The sequence below is a fragment of the Winogradskyella ouciana genome, from assembly GCF_009709615.1.
GTDB lineage: Bacteria > Bacteroidota > Bacteroidia > Flavobacteriales > Flavobacteriaceae > Winogradskyella > Winogradskyella ouciana.
Genome location: NZ_WJYA01000004.1, coordinates 221682 through 241097, shown reverse-complemented (window position 1 = coordinate 241097; position 19416 = coordinate 221682). Strand labels below are relative to the sequence as shown.

Annotated in this window: 25 protein-coding genes; 11 read left to right on the top strand and 14 right to left on the bottom strand. The window is 35.3% G+C overall.

Features of this window, described 5'->3' with window-relative positions; translation table 11 throughout:
* The first annotated feature begins 28 nt into the window (after positions 1-28).
* The 4 genes from F1003_RS05030 to F1003_RS05015 all read left to right on the top strand — a co-directional run bounded on the left by F1003_RS05030 (position 29) and on the right by F1003_RS05015 (position 2684).
* Entirely contained in the window at positions 29-292 is a 264-nt protein-coding gene (locus F1003_RS05030; RefSeq protein WP_162306899.1) for a DUF3098 domain-containing protein, read from the top strand.
* Between the two features lie 56 nt (positions 293-348).
* Positions 349-1158, top strand: a complete 810-nt coding sequence (locus F1003_RS05025; protein WP_155088126.1) for an undecaprenyl-diphosphate phosphatase — start codon at positions 349-351, stop codon at positions 1156-1158.
* The gene (truB, locus tag F1003_RS05020) at positions 1155-1853 is read left to right on the top strand and encodes a tRNA pseudouridine(55) synthase TruB (protein WP_155088125.1); all 699 of its coding nucleotides are present in this window, start codon (positions 1155-1157) and stop codon (positions 1851-1853) included. The genes F1003_RS05025 and truB overlap by 4 nt, the downstream gene beginning before the upstream one ends.
* A gap of 81 nt (positions 1854-1934) precedes the next feature.
* A complete protein-coding gene (locus F1003_RS05015) occupies positions 1935-2684 on the top strand; it encodes an energy transducer TonB family protein (RefSeq protein ID WP_155088124.1) in 750 nt (249 codons plus the stop codon).
* 45 nt (positions 2685-2729) lie between these two features.
* On the opposite strand, the gene F1003_RS05010 is transcribed toward F1003_RS05015, so the two are convergent.
* Entirely contained in the window at positions 2730-3347 is a 618-nt protein-coding gene (locus F1003_RS05010; RefSeq protein WP_155088123.1) for a thioredoxin family protein, read from the bottom strand.
* A gap of 276 nt (positions 3348-3623) precedes the next feature.
* On the opposite strand from F1003_RS05010, the gene F1003_RS05005 reads away from it, so the two are divergent.
* Complete coding sequence (locus F1003_RS05005) at positions 3624-4187, top strand: DNA-3-methyladenine glycosylase I (RefSeq protein ID WP_155088122.1); 564 nt, start codon at positions 3624-3626, stop codon at positions 4185-4187.
* Here the strand turns inward: F1003_RS05005 and aat are convergent.
* From aat to F1003_RS04990, 3 genes are all read right to left on the bottom strand, one after another.
* The gene (gene aat / locus F1003_RS05000; RefSeq protein ID WP_155088121.1) at positions 4184-4807 is read right to left on the bottom strand and encodes a leucyl/phenylalanyl-tRNA--protein transferase; all 624 of its coding nucleotides are present in this window, start codon (positions 4805-4807) and stop codon (positions 4184-4186) included. The two genes, F1003_RS05005 and aat, sit on opposite strands and share 4 nt — an antisense overlap.
* Positions 4808-5069: 262 nt before the next feature.
* Entirely contained in the window at positions 5070-5447 is a 378-nt protein-coding gene (locus F1003_RS04995; protein ID WP_155088120.1) for a DUF3127 domain-containing protein, read from the bottom strand.
* 43 nt (positions 5448-5490) lie between these two features.
* On the bottom strand, positions 5491-6360 hold the full coding sequence (locus F1003_RS04990; protein ID WP_155088119.1) for a flavin reductase family protein: 870 nt from the start codon (positions 6358-6360) through the stop codon (positions 5491-5493).
* 122 nt (positions 6361-6482) lie between these two features.
* On the opposite strand from F1003_RS04990, the gene F1003_RS04985 reads away from it, so the two are divergent.
* Together F1003_RS04985 and F1003_RS04980 are read left to right on the top strand one after the other, a co-directional pair.
* Entirely contained in the window at positions 6483-7646 is a 1164-nt protein-coding gene (locus F1003_RS04985; protein ID WP_155088118.1) for a sensor histidine kinase, read from the top strand.
* A gap of 8 nt (positions 7647-7654) precedes the next feature.
* A complete protein-coding gene (locus F1003_RS04980; RefSeq protein WP_155088117.1) occupies positions 7655-8011 on the top strand; it encodes a hypothetical protein in 357 nt (118 codons plus the stop codon).
* Between the two features lies 1 nt (position 8012).
* On the opposite strand, the gene F1003_RS04975 is transcribed toward F1003_RS04980, so the two are convergent.
* The gene (locus tag F1003_RS04975) at positions 8013-8402 is read right to left on the bottom strand and encodes an HIT family protein (RefSeq protein ID WP_155088116.1); all 390 of its coding nucleotides are present in this window, start codon (positions 8400-8402) and stop codon (positions 8013-8015) included.
* An 84-nt stretch (positions 8403-8486) separates the two neighbouring features.
* On the bottom strand, positions 8487-8960 hold the full coding sequence (greA, locus tag F1003_RS04970) for a transcription elongation factor GreA (RefSeq protein ID WP_155088115.1): 474 nt from the start codon (positions 8958-8960) through the stop codon (positions 8487-8489).
* Between the two features lie 167 nt (positions 8961-9127).
* Between greA and F1003_RS04965 the strand changes: the two genes are divergently transcribed.
* Positions 9128-9565 carry a hypothetical protein gene (locus tag F1003_RS04965; RefSeq protein WP_155088114.1) on the top strand — a complete coding sequence of 146 codons (438 nt, stop codon included), beginning with the start codon at positions 9128-9130 and terminating at the stop codon, positions 9563-9565.
* Here the strand turns inward: F1003_RS04965 and F1003_RS04960 are convergent.
* The 8 genes from F1003_RS04960 to F1003_RS04925 all read right to left on the bottom strand — a co-directional run bounded on the left by F1003_RS04960 (position 9562) and on the right by F1003_RS04925 (position 16976).
* Positions 9562-11778, bottom strand: coding sequence for a TonB-dependent receptor (locus F1003_RS04960; protein ID WP_155088113.1), 2217 nt, complete (start codon positions 11776-11778; stop codon positions 9562-9564). The two genes, F1003_RS04965 and F1003_RS04960, sit on opposite strands and share 4 nt — an antisense overlap.
* Positions 11779-12087: 309 nt before the next feature.
* The gene (gene arfB, locus F1003_RS04955) at positions 12088-12492 is read right to left on the bottom strand and encodes an alternative ribosome rescue aminoacyl-tRNA hydrolase ArfB (RefSeq protein WP_162306898.1); all 405 of its coding nucleotides are present in this window, start codon (positions 12490-12492) and stop codon (positions 12088-12090) included.
* Positions 12492-14051, bottom strand: coding sequence for a DUF4301 family protein (locus F1003_RS04950; protein ID WP_155088112.1), 1560 nt, complete (start codon positions 14049-14051; stop codon positions 12492-12494). The genes arfB and F1003_RS04950 overlap by 1 nt, the downstream gene beginning before the upstream one ends.
* Positions 14048-14617: an AAA family ATPase gene (locus tag F1003_RS04945; protein ID WP_155088111.1), complete on the bottom strand. Its 570-nt coding sequence runs from the start codon at positions 14615-14617 to the stop codon at positions 14048-14050. The genes F1003_RS04950 and F1003_RS04945 overlap by 4 nt, the downstream gene beginning before the upstream one ends.
* Positions 14578-15210, bottom strand: a complete 633-nt coding sequence (gene pnuC / locus F1003_RS04940; protein WP_155088110.1) for a nicotinamide riboside transporter PnuC — start codon at positions 15208-15210, stop codon at positions 14578-14580. The genes F1003_RS04945 and pnuC overlap by 40 nt, the downstream gene beginning before the upstream one ends.
* Positions 15194-15454, bottom strand: a complete 261-nt coding sequence (locus F1003_RS04935) for a hypothetical protein (RefSeq protein ID WP_155088612.1) — start codon at positions 15452-15454, stop codon at positions 15194-15196. The genes pnuC and F1003_RS04935 overlap by 17 nt, the downstream gene beginning before the upstream one ends.
* A 78-nt stretch (positions 15455-15532) precedes the next feature.
* Positions 15533-16258 carry a phosphoglycerol geranylgeranyltransferase gene (locus F1003_RS04930; protein ID WP_155088109.1) on the bottom strand — a complete coding sequence of 242 codons (726 nt, stop codon included), beginning with the start codon at positions 16256-16258 and terminating at the stop codon, positions 15533-15535.
* Positions 16259-16349: 91 nt separating this feature from the next.
* Positions 16350-16976, bottom strand: coding sequence for a 4'-phosphopantetheinyl transferase family protein (locus tag F1003_RS04925; RefSeq protein ID WP_155088108.1), 627 nt, complete (start codon positions 16974-16976; stop codon positions 16350-16352).
* Positions 16977-17109: 133 nt separating this feature from the next.
* Here F1003_RS04925 and ahcY point away from each other — a divergent pair, with 133 nt between their 5' ends.
* The 3 genes from ahcY (at position 17110) to F1003_RS04910 (ending at position 19356) form a co-directional block, all read left to right on the top strand.
* On the top strand, positions 17110-18426 hold the full coding sequence (gene ahcY, locus F1003_RS04920) for an adenosylhomocysteinase (RefSeq protein ID WP_155088107.1): 1317 nt from the start codon (positions 17110-17112) through the stop codon (positions 18424-18426).
* 99 nt (positions 18427-18525) lie between these two features.
* A complete protein-coding gene (locus tag F1003_RS04915; RefSeq protein ID WP_155088106.1) occupies positions 18526-18990 on the top strand; it encodes a DUF1569 domain-containing protein in 465 nt (154 codons plus the stop codon).
* Between the two features lie 72 nt (positions 18991-19062).
* Positions 19063-19356: a GIY-YIG nuclease family protein gene (locus F1003_RS04910; RefSeq protein WP_155088105.1), complete on the top strand. Its 294-nt coding sequence runs from the start codon at positions 19063-19065 to the stop codon at positions 19354-19356.
* The last annotated feature ends 60 nt before the right edge of the window (positions 19357-19416 follow it).

The following is a 19416-nucleotide window of genomic DNA, read 5'->3' as shown; positions in this document are numbered from 1 at the left end:
TTTGCTTCGTAGGACAAAATAAAACACGGTGGGAGAACAAAAACGCAAACAAGAGTCTAAAACTGAATTTATCTTCGGGAAGAAGAACTACAAGTTTATGCTTATCGGATTGGCATGTATTGTTATCGGCTTTATCCTTATGGCAGGCGGTGGCAGTGACGACCCAAATGTTTTTGACCCATCGATCTTTAGCTGGAGACGTATTCGTCTGGCACCAACCCTTGTTTTGATCGGTTTTGGCATTCAGGTATATGCTATACTTTTAAACCCGAATAAAGGTTCAAAAAAATAACATTCTTTTTACTTACTTTTGACGCACATCAAAACACGATGTGATACTTTTGCCTCATGGAGATTTTAGATGCGGTCATTTTAGGAATTATTCAAGGCCTTACAGAGTTTTTGCCAGTATCGTCCAGTGGACACTTAGAACTTGGTAAAGCTATTCTAGGCAGCAAATCCTTACCTCAAGAAAGTTTATTGTTTACCGTAATTCTACATTTTGCAACCGCTTTAAGTACCATCGTTATCTTTAGAAAGGATGTTGTCGAAATATTGAGTGGCCTTTTTAAAGGTATCACTACATTAACTTGGACTGAAGAGACGAAATTTTCTGCTAAAATCATTATTTCAATGCTACCTGCTGTTATCATTGGTTATAGATACGAACGTGTTTTTGAAGAACTTTTCGGTAACAATATTCTACTGGTAGGCTGCATGCTTATTGTTACAGCTGTACTCTTATTCCTAGCGGATAGAGCAAAGCGAACACATAAAAAAGTAGGTTTACTCGATGCTTTAATCATTGGTGTAGCACAAGGTATAGCCATGTTACCTGGTATTTCGCGCTCTGGCGCAACGATTTCCACTTCGGTATTATTAGGAATTGATAAAACCAAAGCAGCACGGTTTTCATTCTTAATGGTTATTCCACTGATCTTTGGTAAAATTGCCAAGGATGTTTTAGAAGGCCAGATTGATTATACCAGTACTAATTTCACTTATTTAAGTGTTGGTTTTATTGCGGCATTTATATCTGGTTTATTTGCTTGTACTTGGATGATAAAGCTCGTTAAGCAAAGTAAATTGACCTACTTTGCTATTTACTGTGTTATTGTTGGTATTATTGCGATAATCTGGACGATATTCTTTAAATGAAAACACTAGACGATTTTAAAAACGGTCAAATCCTATTGATTGACAAACCATTAACCTGGACGTCTTTTCAGGCTGTTAACAAGTTGCGTTGGGCCATAAAACAAGCTTTTTCCATTAAAAAAATAAAAGTTGGGCATGCTGGCACCTTAGATCCTCTGGCAACGGGATTATTGGTAATCTGTACAGGTAAAATGACCAAGCAAATCAATACTTTTCAAGGTCAGGAAAAAGAATATACTGGGACTTTTGTTTTAGGGAGCACTACTCCATCCTATGATTTGGAAACTGAAATAGATGCGACTTTCCCTACGGCACATATTTCTGAAGACCTCATCCACGAGACCACCAAACAGTTTATTGGCAAAATTGAGCAGTTTCCTCCAGTTTTTTCGGCCATTAAGAAAGATGGGAAGCGTTTGTATGAATTTGCCAGAGCTGGCGAAGCGGTTGAAATTAAATCACGACAAGTCGAAATCACGGAGTTTGAAATCACTGAAATTAAAGGTTCAGAAGTAAATTTTAGAGTGGTTTGTAGCAAAGGCACCTACATTCGTTCTTTGGCGCACGACTTCGGAAAAGCATTAAATTCTGGCGCACATTTATCTAAATTACGACGTACGCGTATAGGTGAATTTAAGGTTGAAAATGCCTTGAGTCCAGAGGATTTTATTGCCTCACTTCCAAAGAAAATATGATTTAACAAGGGTTTATGATACCTATCTAAACTTTTTCATTGTTATATTCGTATATCTAAATACTAGAAATTTAAACCACATTTGAAGCTAATTGAACAATATAAAGCCGCTATAATCACGTTTCTTATTACAGGAACTGTGGTTCTCGCTATGTTCAGTATTCAACTAAAACAACAAGGAGATCTCATTACCGAAAGCTATTATGAGTTAGAACCAGAGCCAGAACTACCTGAGGAAAAACTAACTGAACAAGAACTTGAAAATTTTGAAGATCCTAACGCACCTTCTACCAATAAAGCGTTTAATGAAGATCAGGAATACAAGGACATGATGCGTAACTTTAAAACCGTCAGTTCCAATGATTTTGAACGCACCACGAAAGCTTTGGATGAAGTTAAAGCCAATGAAGTATTAGAAGAAAATAGTGTAAACAAGTCTTATGCTAACAGTAACGCTTATGCCCTAAACTCGGATGAAACCGAATCTTATAAAAAGCTACAGGAAGAGCTTAAAAAACGTTTAGAAAACAAAAAAACAGCTGATGAGCATGCCAAAAGCAAAAGTACACTAACCTACTCTTTAATTGGCAGAGTGATGCAAGCCTATGACATTCCACGCTACTTGTGCGAAAAAGGCGGTAGAATAGTGGTTAATATTGAGGTAAATGGAAAAGGTAAAGTAACAGATGCATCAATTAACGGATCTTCTAGCTCCAGAAATCAATGTTTAATAGAACGTGCTTTGGAGTATGCTAAGGATGTTAGATTTGACTCCTCCAGTAAAACGAAGCAAATTGGTACTATTACGTTTCGCTTTAGAGGGAAGCGTTGACTTCGACTACGCTCAGTCACCAAACTATTTTAAATAGCAAAGAAATTAAACTAACTGTTTCAACAAATCTTCAATTGTTGATTGTCCTTTGTCTTTATTGTACCAACGCTGTAAATCTTCTTTAAATTCTGATGTTAACATGCCATGTTCTTCTATATAGGCTTTTACCATTGCAGTTGCCACTGACGGCCTTGCACCAAAGGTATCAAGCACTTCTTTAGATTCATTATCAATCATGATAAGTTTAGGAATTGCTCGCGCACCATTGGTTAAGAATAGATCCATCAATTCCGCATTATCATCACGCAATACAATTCTGTAATCAATATTGTCATTTAGCTCTGCTACTTTATGGATTACTGGCATAATATGCGCTGCATCACCACACCAGCTCTCAGTAATCACTAACCAAGTTACTTTGTTGCCAAAGCTTTTGATCTTGGTTTTTGCTTCGTTAGATAGCTTAACCGTTTTATCCCAGCGTTTCATGCGTCTGTCATTTAGCATGGTATAGTTAATTAAGGCTTCTGTTTTTTCGTTTCCTGTTGTAGAATGTTTCTGCACTAATTCAGCAACGAGTGCTCTATATTGAGGATAAGAAATACTTTTTTTAATGCTTTTTGAAATAATTTCGTTGACCACTGATAATTCATTTACTTTCATATTGCAAATTTAAGGTTGACTTGCCATATTTTATGTGACAGTTGTTACCTTAGTATGAAATAAACAGAAAACTTACAATGAATAAACGTCGACGAATATTTTTTATCATTCAAATAGTCTGTGTAATTGGATGGATTATTGCATTAATTATTGAAAGGCTTCATTATTTTGAAGGTTATCCGACAAACCGTTCTAATTTTTATGGTTGGTTTAGGATTCTGTTCGTTATTGTTTCATTTATTACAACATTAATTTATTACTTAAAAAAAAAACAAAATGGAAAAGCATAGATGCGGTTGGTGCGTTGGTGATCCACTTTATGAAGCTTATCATGATGAAGAATGGGGAGTGCCAGTTTATGATGACGATACGCTATTTGAGTTTTTAACCTTAGAGACCTTTCAAGCAGGTTTAAGTTGGATTACCATTTTAAGAAAGCGTGAAAATTTCAGGAAGGCTTTTGATAATTTTAATTACAAGAAAATAGCCAAGTACCAACAGCCTAAGGTTGATGCTTTGCTTCAAGATAAAGGTATTATAAGAAATAAACTGAAAGTAAACGCTACGGTTACCAATGCGCAGGCATTTATGAAAATTCAAGATGAATTTGGTTCGTTTTCAAAATACATATGGGACTTTGTAGATGGCAAACCCATTAAAAATAGTTTTAAGGACTACAAAAAAGCTCCAGCCAACACACCTCTAAGTGATAAAATAAGCAAGGATTTAAAAAAGCGTGGCTTCAAGTTTGTGGGCACTACAGTTGTTTATGCGCACATGCAAGCTACAGGCATGGTGAATGACCATGAAGTATCTTGTTTTAGATATAATGAGGTCTAAAGGTATTTCAGAAATTCTTGCCTCGAAATATGCTTTCCTCCTAAACTTTCTAGATGTTTGGTGTGCAATTGGCAATCGATTAGTTTATAGTCAGAATTCTGAACAAAGGTTATAAATCCGACCTTACTGGCATTACTCACTTTAGCGAACATGCTTTCTCCACAGAAGACATCATTTCCTAAGTCCACACCATACAAACCACCAACCAATTCATCGTTTTGCCACACTTCTACAGACTTTGCATAACCCAATTGGTGCAATTTTTTATAAGCCTCTATCATATCTTTGGTTATCCAAGTCCCTAACTGTCCTTTTCTTTTTGTATTGGAACATTGAGCGATTACAGCATTGAAATCTTTGTTCACAGTAACACTAAAAAGATTCTTTTTGAATACTTGTCGCGTACTCTTTGACACTCTTAAATCTTTAGGAAAAAGCACAAATCTTGGGTCTGGTGACCACCAAAGCAGTGGTTCTTCAGCTTCAAACCAAGGGAAGATACCATGGGAATATGCATGTATCAATCGTTCTGTAGATAAATCACCACCAATGGCCAATAACCCATCTGCAGAGGCTTTTGAGACATCGGGAAATTTTATTTTTTGTGTCAAAAAGTGCATAAAATATGCTTTTAAGCGATTTTTTACTGTTAAATAAGGATTTGTGTTTTGATAGTATAAGAATTTTATAGATATTTGGCTCGACCTTTATGTAATAAATTTTTGTTCATCATTGCTTTTTTTTAAGTTTGTTTGTAAAGGTCAAAACCTAAAACCACAATACTAAGTCCCAACTAACCATTGGGACTTTTTCATTTTAAAACAAAAAAGACTCGTTTCAAGAGAAACAAGTCTTTTTTTTATAATCATTGCGTTTTTTTAATTAAAACGGCAAATCATCATGATCGTCTTCATTTAAATCACTCACTGGCTCAAAAGCTTCAGTTGGTGGCACTGGTGGCATATCACCACTTGCCGCTTCTGGCTGTAAAGCCTCGATTCTCCACCCTTGTATAGAGTTAAAGTATTTTGTTTCTCCTTGAGGATTTACCCACTCACGGCCTCTTAGGTTAATATTAATTTTAACCTGTTGTCCTACTTGGAAATTGTTCAATAAGTCCGTCTTATCCTGGACAAATTCCACCATAATATGTTGTGGATATTGCTCTTCTGTTGTTACTACAACTTCTCTTTTTCTAAATCCGTTACTTCCAAAAGTTTGGGTCTCTCCAATCATCTTAATACGTCCTTGTACTTCCATTTTTGCTTAATCTATAATTATTTTATGTTTATTTTCTTTGAGTTTACGAAAGTAATAACTTCCATGCACTTTCTACGTCTCCATAACTCAAATAATTTTGAGCTAATTTATGTTTTCTTCTATGTGAGGCTGTTTTAATCTCGGGATAGCGCTCACTTATATTTGCAATAAATTTTGCTACTTCCTCTTTGTTTGGCAAAGTTTCTACATTAGCCAACATGCCTAGGTTATTCCCTGTTAAAATCATACTATTTCTAACATCTTCTGGTAATGCATCAACACCAATTCCCATAGTTCTCAATGGTTTTGGGATTTCGAAAAAGCCTCGTTTTGCTCGGCTATAATAACTGCCACCAGCTCTCGCTACTAAATCCAATGCTTCTTGATTTATAGTACTATCGGCATTCATAACTTCATCTGATATATGAAGCTTCACCACTTCGCATATTATCAAATTTCCTGCTCCACCTTCGCTACCTAAATTAACAATCTCATTGACCTTACATTCAAACTGTACCGGAGATTCTGCCACTCTAAAAGGTTTTACCTTATCGGAAGGCAACATAGTTAATCCTGCTTTTTCAAACTCATTGATATCCTTAGGATACTCAGTACTGCTCAATGACATTTGATGTACAATATCATAGTTAACAACATTAATGACCACTTCTTTTACCGCTTCAACATTTTCTAATGTATGCTTTGTGGTATTATCCCTAACACGTCGCGCAGGAGAAAATATCATTATTGGTGGATTGGCACTAAAGACATTAAAGAAACTAAATGGCGATAAATTTGGGTTACCATCAGCATCAATAGTACTTGCAAACGCAATAGGTCTTGGCGCTACAGCACTCAACAAATAACCGTGTAATCTGCCTGTGGAAAGGTCTTTGGGATCAAAAGATAGCATGCAGTCAACTGATTTTCAACAAATATAATTATATTGGTTCGCTGATGAAAGTGTTTGGCATGTATATCAGTACAATATTATCAACAGTTTTACATTATATTAAAAAGAAATTGCACTAGCCAATGAACCTAAGCTTAGAAAGAAATGTAGCTCGCTGGATTATTATATTGTCTTCGTTTATTATTATTTCCCTTATTCTCTGGAATACCTATTCCTTTTTTCAAAAATTTAAGGCCGAAGAGCGAATAAAAATAAAAACCTGGTCGGTTGCCCAAATTGACTTATTGAAAAATATTGATGACCTCACTGAAGATGTAAATGAAGTCACTTCCCACGTTCTCACCGAGACCACAACCAGCACACCAATGCTGGTCTTAGACGAAGAAGGTAAAGTAAGTACCTCTATTAATATTGATGAGGAAAAACTTCAAGATTCTCTTCAAATACAAAACTTGGTTAATAAATTCACAAGCGAAAATGAGCCTATTAAGGTTATTGTTAATAACAAAGTGTTTCAAACCATATATTATGGCAATTCACCACTACTTAACAAATTGAAATACTATCCACTGGCTTTATTGCTCATTATACTTCTTTTTGCTGCTGTGGTCTATTTCTTTTATCGAAGTTCTAAAAACGCGGAGCAGAATAAATTGTGGACAGGAATGGCCAAGGAAACGGCACATCAAATAGGAACTCCATTATCATCGCTTGTGGGTTGGACAGAAATTTTGAAAACAGAAAATGTAAAAGCAGAGTATATTTCGGAAATAGAAAAAGACATCGATCGCTTACAGACCATTACAGAGCGCTTTAGCAAGATAGGCTCCGCTCCTACTTTAGAAAGGTTGGATATTGTTAAGCTCACAGAGTCTTCGTATGATTATTTAAAATCGAGATCTTCTAAACTTATTAACTTCCATATTGAAAGCCCAGATAATGAAATTATCGTAAATGTAAATCCACAGCTCTACAGTTGGACTATAGAGAATTTGGTAAAAAATGCCATTGATGCTATGAAGGGCAAAGGGGATTTAAAGCTGAAAATCTCCCAAACAGATAAAAACGTTTTAATTGATATTTCCGATACAGGAAAAGGTATTGCCAAACATCAGTTTACTAAAATTTTTGAGCCTGGTTATACTACAAAAAAACGTGGTTGGGGACTTGGGCTATCGTTAGCCAAAAGGATTGTTGAAGATTATCATAACGGAAAGATAAAAGTTCTTCATTCTGAAATTGGTAAAGGCACCACCATTCAGATTAGTTTAAAATTATTGTCTTAACTTTAGGTATGGCTACGACAAAATTCTTTACGCTAAAAGAGGCTAGACTCAATAACAATTGTCCAGAGTGTTATTCTAATGATGGCTTAGAAATTACTTTTAAGCAAAAGTTTAAAGAAAATGCGTTTTACAAAGCTATAACTACTGAAACATCACACGAAATGCACTGTAATAATTGCAATACAGCAATTTTTCCTGTGCGATGGACGGATGATATAGAACGTGTTGTTGAATATCAACAACGTGCAGTGCAGCCCAAATCAAAATCAATAAAACTAAAGCCTTTAGCTTGGGTTATTATCGTATTGGATATTCTTATTTTAGCACTGATTGTATTGGTGATGACTGATGTAATTTCTTTTTAAATTACAAGAAGGAAGCTATTTTATTGGCAATAGTTTCAAACTCTTCCGAAGTTAATTTTTCCTTATGTGTAAAGCGTGCATTTTCCATAGTATGCAGTGGAATTAAGTGGACATGTACATGTGGAACCTCTAACCCAATAACCGACATACCTACACGTTGACATGGTATAGCTTTTTCAATAGCTATAGCCACTCGTCTCGAAAATTGCATTAAACCAGTGTAAGTCTCTTCATCTAAATCAAAAATTTTGTCGACCTCTTTTTTTGGAATACAAAGTGTATGACCTTTTGAATTTGGGTTTATATCTAAAAAAGCATAGAAATCTTGTGTCTCTGCCACTTTGTAAGATGGAATTTCGCCATTTATGATTTTTGTGAAAAGTGTAGCCATTTCTTTTTAAGAATATCTTATAAAGATAAAAAGATTCCTTGAGAAAGGAATCTTTTTACTATAAGCATTTAAATTGTCTTTAGTTTATCTCGAAATTTCTAATATATCAAATTTCATAATTCCGTTAGGCACTTGTATTTCTGCGGTGTCACCAACAGATTTACCCAATAAACCTTTACCAATTGGCGAATTTACCGAAATCTTACCTGCAGCTAAATCTGCTTCACTTTCTGCAACTAAGGTATAAGTCATTTCCATACCATTGGTTTGGTTCTTTATCTTAACTTTTGAAAGCGCTAATACCTTAGAAGTGTCTAACTGAGATTCGTCAATAACACGAGCATTTGCCAGAGTTTCTTCCATCTTAGAAATTTTCATTTCTAACATCCCTTGCGCTTCTTTGGCAGCATCGTATTCTGCATTTTCACTCAAATCACCTTTATCTCTTGCCTCGGCAATCGCCTGTGATGCTTTAGGACGTTCTACATCTTTAAGATGATTTAGTTCTTCTCTTAATTTTTTTAGTCCTTCAGCTGTGTAATAAGATACTTTACTCATAATTCATTCGTTTAACTATTGTAATCTCTTGTGCTATATCTAAAAAAGATCCCGAAACAAGTTCGGGACTAACGAAAAAATCCCGCGCCAACGAGATTACTATGCAAATATATAAAATATTTACGGTATAGCTGAAATAATCGTAAATTGAGCCACAAAATTTTGTAATGAAAAAGCTACTTATTATCCTTTCTATACTCTTATTTACATGCAATAGCGATGACAGCGCAAGAAGCAATTGTAACTTCTTATTTGATGCTGGAGTTAACCTCACTGTTAATACTAATTTACCACAGTTTAATCAATTGCAGTTTCCCGGTAATGGTGTTTACGTTTCCGGACAAGGCAACAATGGTATATGGCTTTGGCGCTTAAACTCATCTACACTTTATGCTTGGGAAGCAGCTGACCCAAGTCATGCTCCTGCCGCATGTTCAACACTTACAGATTCTGGGGTTGGTGATATTGTGGTTTGTGGTTGTGATGATGAAAATCAATATAGTTTAGCAACTGGTTTAGGTCTTGAGGGAAATACACAACCCTGTACGTTAGTGCCATACAGGGTTGATGATGTTGGTAATAATACCTATGTAGTTTCTAACTAAAAATTCAATGTTACCCCCATTAAAAAATTGGTTGTGGCCTGTGGGTAAAATCCAGAAAAAAAACCAGTTGAACTACCTGTTGGGCTACTAGGATCTTCAAAATCAAAAGAACCAAAGTAACCGTTTGACACATATTTTTCGTTAAAAATATTATTTACCAAACCGGTAAACACAATAGATTCAAAAATTGAATTTGTTTTAAGTGTGTAGTTGATGTTAAAGTCATTCACAAAGAAACTATCTAGTTTTGAATCAGGATTTTCTGTATTTCCCATAAACTGTTCACCCACATATTTACTCAATAATGACATTTGAAGGTTGTCTATAGGTCGAAATACTATAGCATTCGCTGCTACTATATCTGGCGAGAATGAAATATCTGTCTTTCCTAAATTTTGTAGTTCTCCATTTAAGGACACAATGGTTTCTTTAGTTTTATTAGAGCTAATCGTCATGTTAGGTTGTAACGTTAGCTTAGATGTTACAGGAATAATTGCCTCTAACTCTAATCCCAAGCGATAGCTTTCACCACTATTGGTTCTAATTGGGTTACCAACATCATCTAACCGTCCAGAAAGTACCAACTGTTGGTTATACAGCATATAATAGGCGTTGGCATTAAACGTAAAGTTGCCTTTTTTGTGTCTCCAACCGAGCTCAAAGTCATTAAGTTGCTCAGGTTTTATATTAGGATTGCTTTCAAAATCCGTTCTGTTGGGTTCTCTATTTGCTCTGGCATAAGAAAAATATAGGCTATTAGACGTATTTAAGTCATAAGTAATACCAGCCTTTGGATTGAAAAACGTAAAATCTTTATCCACTTCAAAATCTACTAAATCAGATGTATTTCCGAAGGTTTTATACGTTACATTCCTAACCTGTAAATCTCCGTACAAGCTCACATTTTCGTTTAATTGATAATTGGCTTTAGTAAATACGGACAAATCATTTTTTATGCTATTACCATCGTAATAACGATCTCGTATTTCACTTTGGCTAGCAAATTCTGCCCAAATTACTTCACCAAAATGGTCGCCATCGTAATGACTGAATGATCCACCGAAGATCATATCGAGTTTATCATTTTTATAGTTGGCACTTGCATTAATAACATAAAAGTCATTATCTAACCAACGACGACGAATTAAATCTGTAGTATTAACCGTCTCTCCATCAACAGTCAATTCTTCAAAACCATAAGTTGAAAAATCATCGTCTTCTCTAAACTGCTCAAAATAGCCACGACCATAGGTGTAATTTAAGCCCAAGGTTGTTGACCAATTGTTGTTGTATTTCTGATTCCAGTGTAATTGGTAATGGTCTTGGCTGTAATTATCTACCTCATTATCGTAGAACTGTGTGTTTCCATCATCATCTGTATAGATTCCGGCAAAATTGAAAGTTCGGTCATTAGCTAAAGTCTCTGCATCAATACCATACCAAGCTTGGTAGGTGACTTCATTACCACCAAATGTTATGGCCTTAATTAAGGTATTAGTATCAATGTATGACGCTTGCAAGAAATATGATTTTAAATCTGCTGAAGCTCTATCGATATAACCGTCTGATGAAATATTAGATAATCGACCAGCTATCTCAATGTGGTCATTAAGTAATCCCGTACTAAACTTTACGGTATGCTTTCTGGTATTATAACTTCCGAAGGAATTAGAAATTTCACCTGAAGCTTCTTTAGAAACAGCGTCAGTCAATACATTGATACTCGCACCAAATGCTCCTGATCCGTTAGTTGATGTCCCAACACCACGTTGCAACTGTAAACTTTCAACCGAAGATGCAAAGTCACCCAGGTTCACCCAAAACGTACCTAAAGATTCGGCATCGTTATACGGAATCCCATTTATGGTAACATTGGTTGATTGCGGGCTCACACCTCTCACTCTAATACCTGTATAACCAATACCTGCACCAGCATCTGTTGTTGTAACTACTGAAGGTAAAAAGTTTAACAAAACCGGAATATCTTGCCCTAGATTACGCTTTGCGATTTCCTTTTTGGTGACATTAGAATGTGTAATTGGTGCTTTTTCCGTTACACGAACGGCTTTTACAAGAACTTCGTCTAGTTTTTCAACTTTTGTGGTGTCTTGTTGTTTTTCTTGTCCATAAGCTGAACAAAGGCTAAATAAAAAAATGAAAATTGTCGATTTCTGCCAACTTGTTTTAAGCAGATTTTTGAATAGATTTTTCATACGACTATAAGTTTATAATCGAATAAAAAGAGGTCATTATTCTTGTTAATAATTGATTTTTTTGATGAATGAGATGCTGAAACAAGTTCAGCATGACAAAGTCATCTTTAAATTCCTTCACAGCATTACCTGCGCAGGTTCAATGGGTATGATCTCAGCCCTATCAGTAAGCAGTTGGCAGTAATCAGTTTCCAGTAAAACTGAAGACTGTGAACTTGTAACTGCATACTTTAAAAAGCACCCCTTTTTTGAGAACGCTGCAAAGATAGTAACAAATGATAATTTGCAAATGTTTATTGACTAATTATTTTAATCAATTTTTGGCGGTTTACGATTTGCTTTCTTTTCGGAATTCTTACGCTTGTTTTTTAAACGTTTTCGTTTAACGGCTCTTGGGATTTTGGTTGGTTTTCTTTCTTTATCTTCTTTTAGACCTTCCTCAACTAATTCTAAAAACCGCTGTGTGACTAAGGCCTTGTTTCTAAATTGGCTTCGGCTTTCATCAGAGCTTAAGATGAGGACTCCCTTCTTATTTAATCGGTTACTGAAAAACGCTCTTAAAAGTTCTTTTTCATCTTCGTTGAAGACCGAAGATGCTTCCAAATCAAAATACAGTAAAACTTTAGATGCTACTTTGTTGACATTTTGCCCACCGCTTCCAGAGCTTCTGACAGCTTTATACGTTAATTCAGATTTTAAAGCTTCTGCATCCACTACGACTTTATTTGATGTGGTGCTTTTAGCAAATCATTTACGGTTTTCACTGGGTTGAATGTAATAATAGGGACCTCAACAAAAATGGTGTTCCAATAGGCCATACTACCATTCCATAATCCAGGTAGTTCCAGTGCTTTTAGGTCCTTTCCAACTTTGGTTTTCATAGTTATAAAAGCTGCATTGTGATCGACGAAGTTTTCGAGATTAAATTTTTCACCTTTATAGTTCTTAACTCCACAAACCAAATCCACTGGATTAAAATGTGTGGCATTGGTTAAAATATCTTTCTGTGATTTATTCTTTAAATTAATCTGTGCCGACTCCACAATCTGTAAGGATAGGTTACCATACATATCTCTTACCCAAAATGGACCTCCACCTGGTTCTCCCTCATTTTTTACCATTCCACAAATTCGGATAGGTCTGTTGAGCTTTTCCCGTAAATACTCTATCTTATATTCATCCTGATATTTTTGGTATTCACTAGAGATTTTAATCATCATGTCTTGTGAAAGAAATTCCTCAATTTCGGCAAAATCACCACCTGAAATTGTTTGCTTATCCAATAATTGCAGATACTCAAATGTTTTGGATTGTAGTTTTAATAGAATTCCAGCCAGTACCTTTTTGTATTTTGCTACTTCATGTTTGTAATCCTTTACTACTACATTATCAATATTCTTAATAAAGATAATATCCGCCTCAATGGCATTGAGGTTCCTTAATAAAGCCCCATGACCAGAAGGCCTAAACAACAGACTATCATCATCTTCTCTAAACGGTTCATTATCTAAAGTCACCGCAATGGTGTCCGTTGATTCGTGTTGGTAAGAAAATGAAATATTGAAAGACACTCCTGTGCTATTTTCCACGTATTCCTCGATACGTTTAAATTCCTCGTCAAACTTATCTTTGTAACGTTCTGAAATGGTAAAGTGTAACTCAGCTGTATTGTCTGTTGAGGCATAAAGTGCTGCTTCATACAAATGTTCTTCAAATGCTGTAGAAATATGACTACTACGATATTTGTGAAATGGCAATAATCCTTTTGGTTGATTTCCAAAATTCAACTGCTTCTCATCGAGCATGGCATGAACAAAATGCCAGGTTTTTTTACTATCTGATAGGTTTTCAAAATCCACTCCTTTTGATTCCAATCGCTCTGTAACTTGGGCATAAAATGGGAACTTTTCTAACCCAACCATAAACAGCGACATTTCTTTCAGCTTACTTTTGTTGATATAAGAATTAATGGATTGTTCTTCTGGATTATATTCCTTTAGAAATTTATACAAAAATTTGAACATCCTTGTGGCTGCACCAGAAGCTGGCACAAATTTTACGAGATCTAAGCTATCCTTTTGTGCATCAAATCTTGCCACATTGTCCTCAATACTATTCTCGGACAAGCCAATAATACCGTTGTCTATAGTTGCTGCTTCAGCGATGTTTGCAAAAGGGATTTCGGTTTTAAAAAGTTCAATCTGAGATTCAACTTGCTGTATCGTTAATCCTTTAGCTTCAATTTGTTTTATATCTTTTTCCGTAAAACTCATTTCTTTTGCTCTAATAATTTATCAATATGCTCAACTGATGTTTTTAAGCGTTCTTTTTTGTTTCCTTTCAGCAAAACATAGGGTTTGTTGTAGGTTTGCAGTGCACTTTCAAAAGCTTTAAACATACGTTCTCTTTCATTGGGTCTATCTCTTAAATCGTCTGCTTCCCAGGGTGTGTCAATATAAGTTAAAAAGTAAAGGTCGTACGAATTTTTTAGAGCATATGTTTCTAAAATCGGGTCACATGTGCCTGAATAATAGGCTTCACTATATACTTTGGTTTCGAGCAAATCGGTATCACATATTAAAACTGAATCCGTTTTTTGAGCCAGTTCATTTTCGAGTTTCATCTGACCTATTGCTATTGGAAGTAAGTCCTTGGGCTCACAAGTTTTGCGTTCATTATTCCATTTATCTTGAAGATACTCTCGCGCATATTCTGGCACCCAAACCGAATTGTAATGTCTGGCCAACTGACGCGATAATGTTGTTTTTCCTGTGGATTCAGGTCCAAACAAAACGACTTTTATACAGTTACTAGGTTGTTGTTTAAGTGCTTCTTCCATGCTAAATAACCAAATATTGCAATTACAGTAAATCCTAAATATTGAAAACTTGTAAATGTAAATCCTTTATAAAAATACAAAGGTACAGATATGACATCTCCAATAATCCAGAATATCCAATTTTCTATTTTTCGTCTCGCCATAAGCCACATGCCAACAAAAAATGTTGCTGTTGTTATGGTGTCGATGTAGGCAACCCAACCATTCCATTTGTCAAATGTTTTATAGACACTAAAAACAAAAATTAGGGTGGCTATAAAAATGCCTATACTTAGCTTTTTTTCTTTTGATGTTGTCGTGGAAATAGGCGTGACGTGGGTTTCATCTACTTTTCGCGTCCATACATACCAACCGTAAACACTCATAACAAAATAATAAGCATTAATCATCATATCGCCCAACAATTCCCATTTAAAAAGCAGATACACAAAAATTATGGTACTCAACATACCTGTTGGGAACACCCAAATCTTATTTTGCTTAGAAAACCAAACGGATAGGAAGCCAAATACAACAGCTATAATTTCTAAGACTATATCTGTGGTTTGATATTCGGCATATTGAGCGAAAAAAAAATCAAAAATCTGGTTCATAATCGCTTCGGTCGGTTTTTACGATTTTCATGTTCAATACGGCTATTTCAATTTCTGAAAATGACTTCTTTATTTCTCGAGTTAAAAAAGGCATAAGCGTATCATAATCACCATAAATCTGTGTGCTCAATGGATTTTCTAAAACCTTGAATTCTGAAGCTCTCAGTGCTTTTATAAAGTCGATGATATGCGATTCGTAATCGTCTTTTAGTGGTGTAAGTGTTAGTTCTATTGATATTTTCATGATACTTGCCGCGAAAGCGGTAATCTTTTTATTAATATTCTTATTTATGAGATGCTGAAATAAATTCAGCATGACAATTTACTTTTGCAAATTGTCAAAAAATGCTTCATCTTCTTCAAAAGCAGTTCCTATTACTACTAAATTTGCTCCTGCCTTGTAAGCCGATTCTAATTCTGTCTTAGACCTAATTCCACCACCAACAATCAATGTGATATTTAGTTCTCGCTTTACTTTTGAAATGATTTCTGGTTCAACAGGATGTGTTGCTCCACTACCAGCTTCAAGATATATGAGTTTCATACCTAATAATTCCCCTGCTTTGGCAGTATCCACAATATTTTGAATGTCATTTCGCTTCAATGGTTTGGTCTGGCTTACGCGTTCTACTGAGGTTTCTTTTCCGTTTTCAATTAAAATATAGCCACATGGCATTACCTTTAAATTTGTTTGTTTTAATTTTGAAACAGCTTCGACGTGTTTTCCTATTAAATACTCGGGATTTCTACCAGAAATTAAAGACAGAAACAATATGCCATCTGCTTTATCCGTAATTTGAATGACATCACCTGGAAATAAAATCACAGGCAGTTTTGTGTACTTCTTTATCTCAATAACCAATGCCTCTGTCACACCTTCACCTACTTCACTTCCACCAACAAAAATGTGCGTTGCTATAGATGTGTTTACCATGTTGATAAAACCTTCAACATGTTCAATACTCATTTTATCTGGATCGATGAGAACAGCTAAACTTTTAGCGTCACTTTTAATTGATTCCAATATGACTTGGGTCGCATTTTTCATTGCATTATTCAGTGTATAGCACGGTTAAATCCCATAACAAAAAATCCAAATTCCAAAGCTCTAATTTCTAATTTCTCTTGTCTCATTTCTTTTAAGGAACCACGTACGCACAAGTAAACCCTTCAAACTCTAAAAAGGCTGTATTATACCTGTATTTTTTATCTTCATAATCAATCCAGGCTACTGTTTCTCTATCTTTCAACATAAACGGAATCACTAAAAAATGGTCTTTAAAAACCATACCTGGTGTAGCAAAGAGTTTATAAAGTGATTCTTTTACGCACCAAATAACCGTTAGCCTTCCAATGTAGTCTTCAGAATTCTTATCTAAATAATCGAATTCATAATCCACAAATTTATGGGCTATAATACTGATTTTATCACGTTGTTTTTCTATGTCAATTCCAACTTCATCGTCACTGATAATCACTCCAGAAAATGTAAATGAATGCGTAATTGAAATATGCTTGCCATCTTTTAGGTGTGGTTTTCCGTTGTCATCATAATACAAATCCTGGTCCGTATAACCGAATTCCCGCAGCAAATGCCTTACACTTAAAAAACCACGTTGGTGCAGTTCGCTTTTCATGCCCAAAACACGTTCTAGGCTGTTTGGTTTTAGATCCAAGGGCTTCATTAAATCGTGGTAAGACTCTTCAATCTTCCAGATTTTAACAGTAGTTTGTGAGTTTACGCTAATGGATTTATACAGTGGCATTTAATATTCTGAAAGCTATTGATTATCTTTGCACTGCCTAAGGCAGATTTGGCATTTTTTGGTAAGCGAATTTAACCATTTCAATGTGAAACCCAAAGGCAGGAACAATTTTAAAAATTAGACAAAAAATAATATGAGTACAAAAACAGTTGCTTACGTGCCTAACAAGGTAAAAGACATGTCGCTCGCGGCTTGGGGAAGAAAAGAAATTGAATTAGCAGAAGCAGAAATGCCAGGTTTAATGAGTCTTCGAGAAGAATACAAAAACGAACAACCTTTAAAAGGTGCTCGTATTGCAGGGTGTTTGCACATGACCATACAAACTGCGGTATTAATCGAAACCTTACAGGCTTTAGGTGCAGAAGTCACTTGGAGTTCTTGTAATATTTTTTCAACTCAAGATCAAGCTGCTGCTGCAGTAGCCGCTGCAGGAACTGCCGTTTACGCTTGGAAAGATATGACGGAAGAAGAGTTTGATTGGTGTATTGAGCAAACCTTATTTTTTGGTGAAGACAGACAACCGTTGAATATGATCTTGGACGATGGTGGTGACTTAACCAACATGGTTTTAGATAAATATCCTGAGTTAGCCTCTGGTATCAAAGGACTTTCTGAGGAAACTACAACTGGAGTTCACAGATTGTATGAGCGTGTAAAGAATGGAACTTTACCGATGCCAGCAATAAACGTTAATGATTCAGTTACTAAGTCGAAGTTTGATAACAAATACGGTTGTAAAGAATCTGCAGTAGATGCGATTCGTAGAGCAACTGACCTTATGTTAGCTGGTAAGCGTGTAACCGTTTGTGGTTATGGTGATGTTGGTAAAGGAACAGCCGCTTCTTTTAAAGGTGCTGGTAGTATTGTTACCATTACTGAAATTGACCCAATTTGCGCATTACAAGCAGCCATGGACGGTTTTGAAGTGAAGAAACTGGAAACGGTTGTAGGTAACTCTGATATTGTAATCACAACAACAGGAAACAAAGATATAGTACGCGCTGAGCACTTTAAAGCGATGAAAGACAAAACTATAGTGTGTAATATTGGGCATTTTGATAATGAAATCCAGATGGCTTGGTTAAACGACAACTATGGTGACACTAAAAACACTATTAAGCCACAAGTTGACAAATACACTATTGATGGTAAAGACATCATTGTATTGGCTGAAGGGCGTTTGGTAAACCTAGGTTGCGCAACTGGCCACCCAAGTTTTGTAATGAGTAATTCATTTACCAACCAAACCTTGGCTCAAATTGAACTTTGGAATAATTCTGAAGCCTACAAGAACGACGTGTACATGTTACCTAAGCACTTAGATGAAAAAGTTGCAAAGTTACACTTAGAAAAAATTGGTGTTGAGCTTACGGAATTAAAAGAAGACCAAGCAAAATATATTGGTGTTAATGTTGAAGGCCCTTATAAGCCTGAGCACTATCGTTACTAGGGTAACGAAAATTCCAAAAAACTAAAACTCAAAATCCTAAGTCCCGAAATTTCGGGATTTGGGATTTTTTTTATTTACCTTAACCCAAACTATATATCCATGGCATCAACTAAAAATCTGAACAATTACATCAGCCAAATTGAAAGTTATATACCAAAATACGAATACATTAATCCTAAAGTCTCAAAATCATCCGTAGGATGGCATTTGGATCATAGTTTAAAAGTGATAAACAGCGTTATTGACACTTTAGAGAAATCTAACCCAGAAGAGTATAAAAATAATTTTAGCTTTTTGGGGAAAGTGTTTTTTACCCTTGGGTTCTTTCCAAGAGGAAAAGCAAAAGCACCAAAATACGTCTTACCACCAGAGCATATTACAAAAAAGGATTTGTTAGCGCAATTGGAATCAACAAAAACCAATATTGATGTCATTGAAAAATTAGATAACAATGCTTATTTTAAGCATCCCTTGTTTGGACATATTAATACTAAAAGAGTTAATCGTTTTTTGATGCTGCATACCAATCATCATTTAAAAATTATTAGAGATATTTTGAAATGATTTCGAACTGTTCGTCACTTCGAGTGATCCCGAAACCTCGGGATTGTATCGAGAAGTATTTATATTTATCAAATGAAACAATCTTACGTTTACATTTTAAAATGCTCTGATGACACATATTACACAGGAATAACGTCTAACTTGACAAATAGAATTTCTGAACATAAAAACGGTAAGCATATAGAGAGTTATACTTATACTCGTAGACCAATAAAATTAGTTTTTTATGCCGGGTTCACTGATATCAACTTAGCTATCCAGACAGAAAAGCAAATTAAAAAATGGTCGAGAGCTAAAAAGGAAGCACTAATTAATAATGAATTTGATAAACTTTCCAATTTAGCAAAGAAGAGTTTTAACAAATAAGAGTTCTCGATACAAAATTGCTGAAAAAGCAATTTCACTCGAACTGACGTACTAACCACA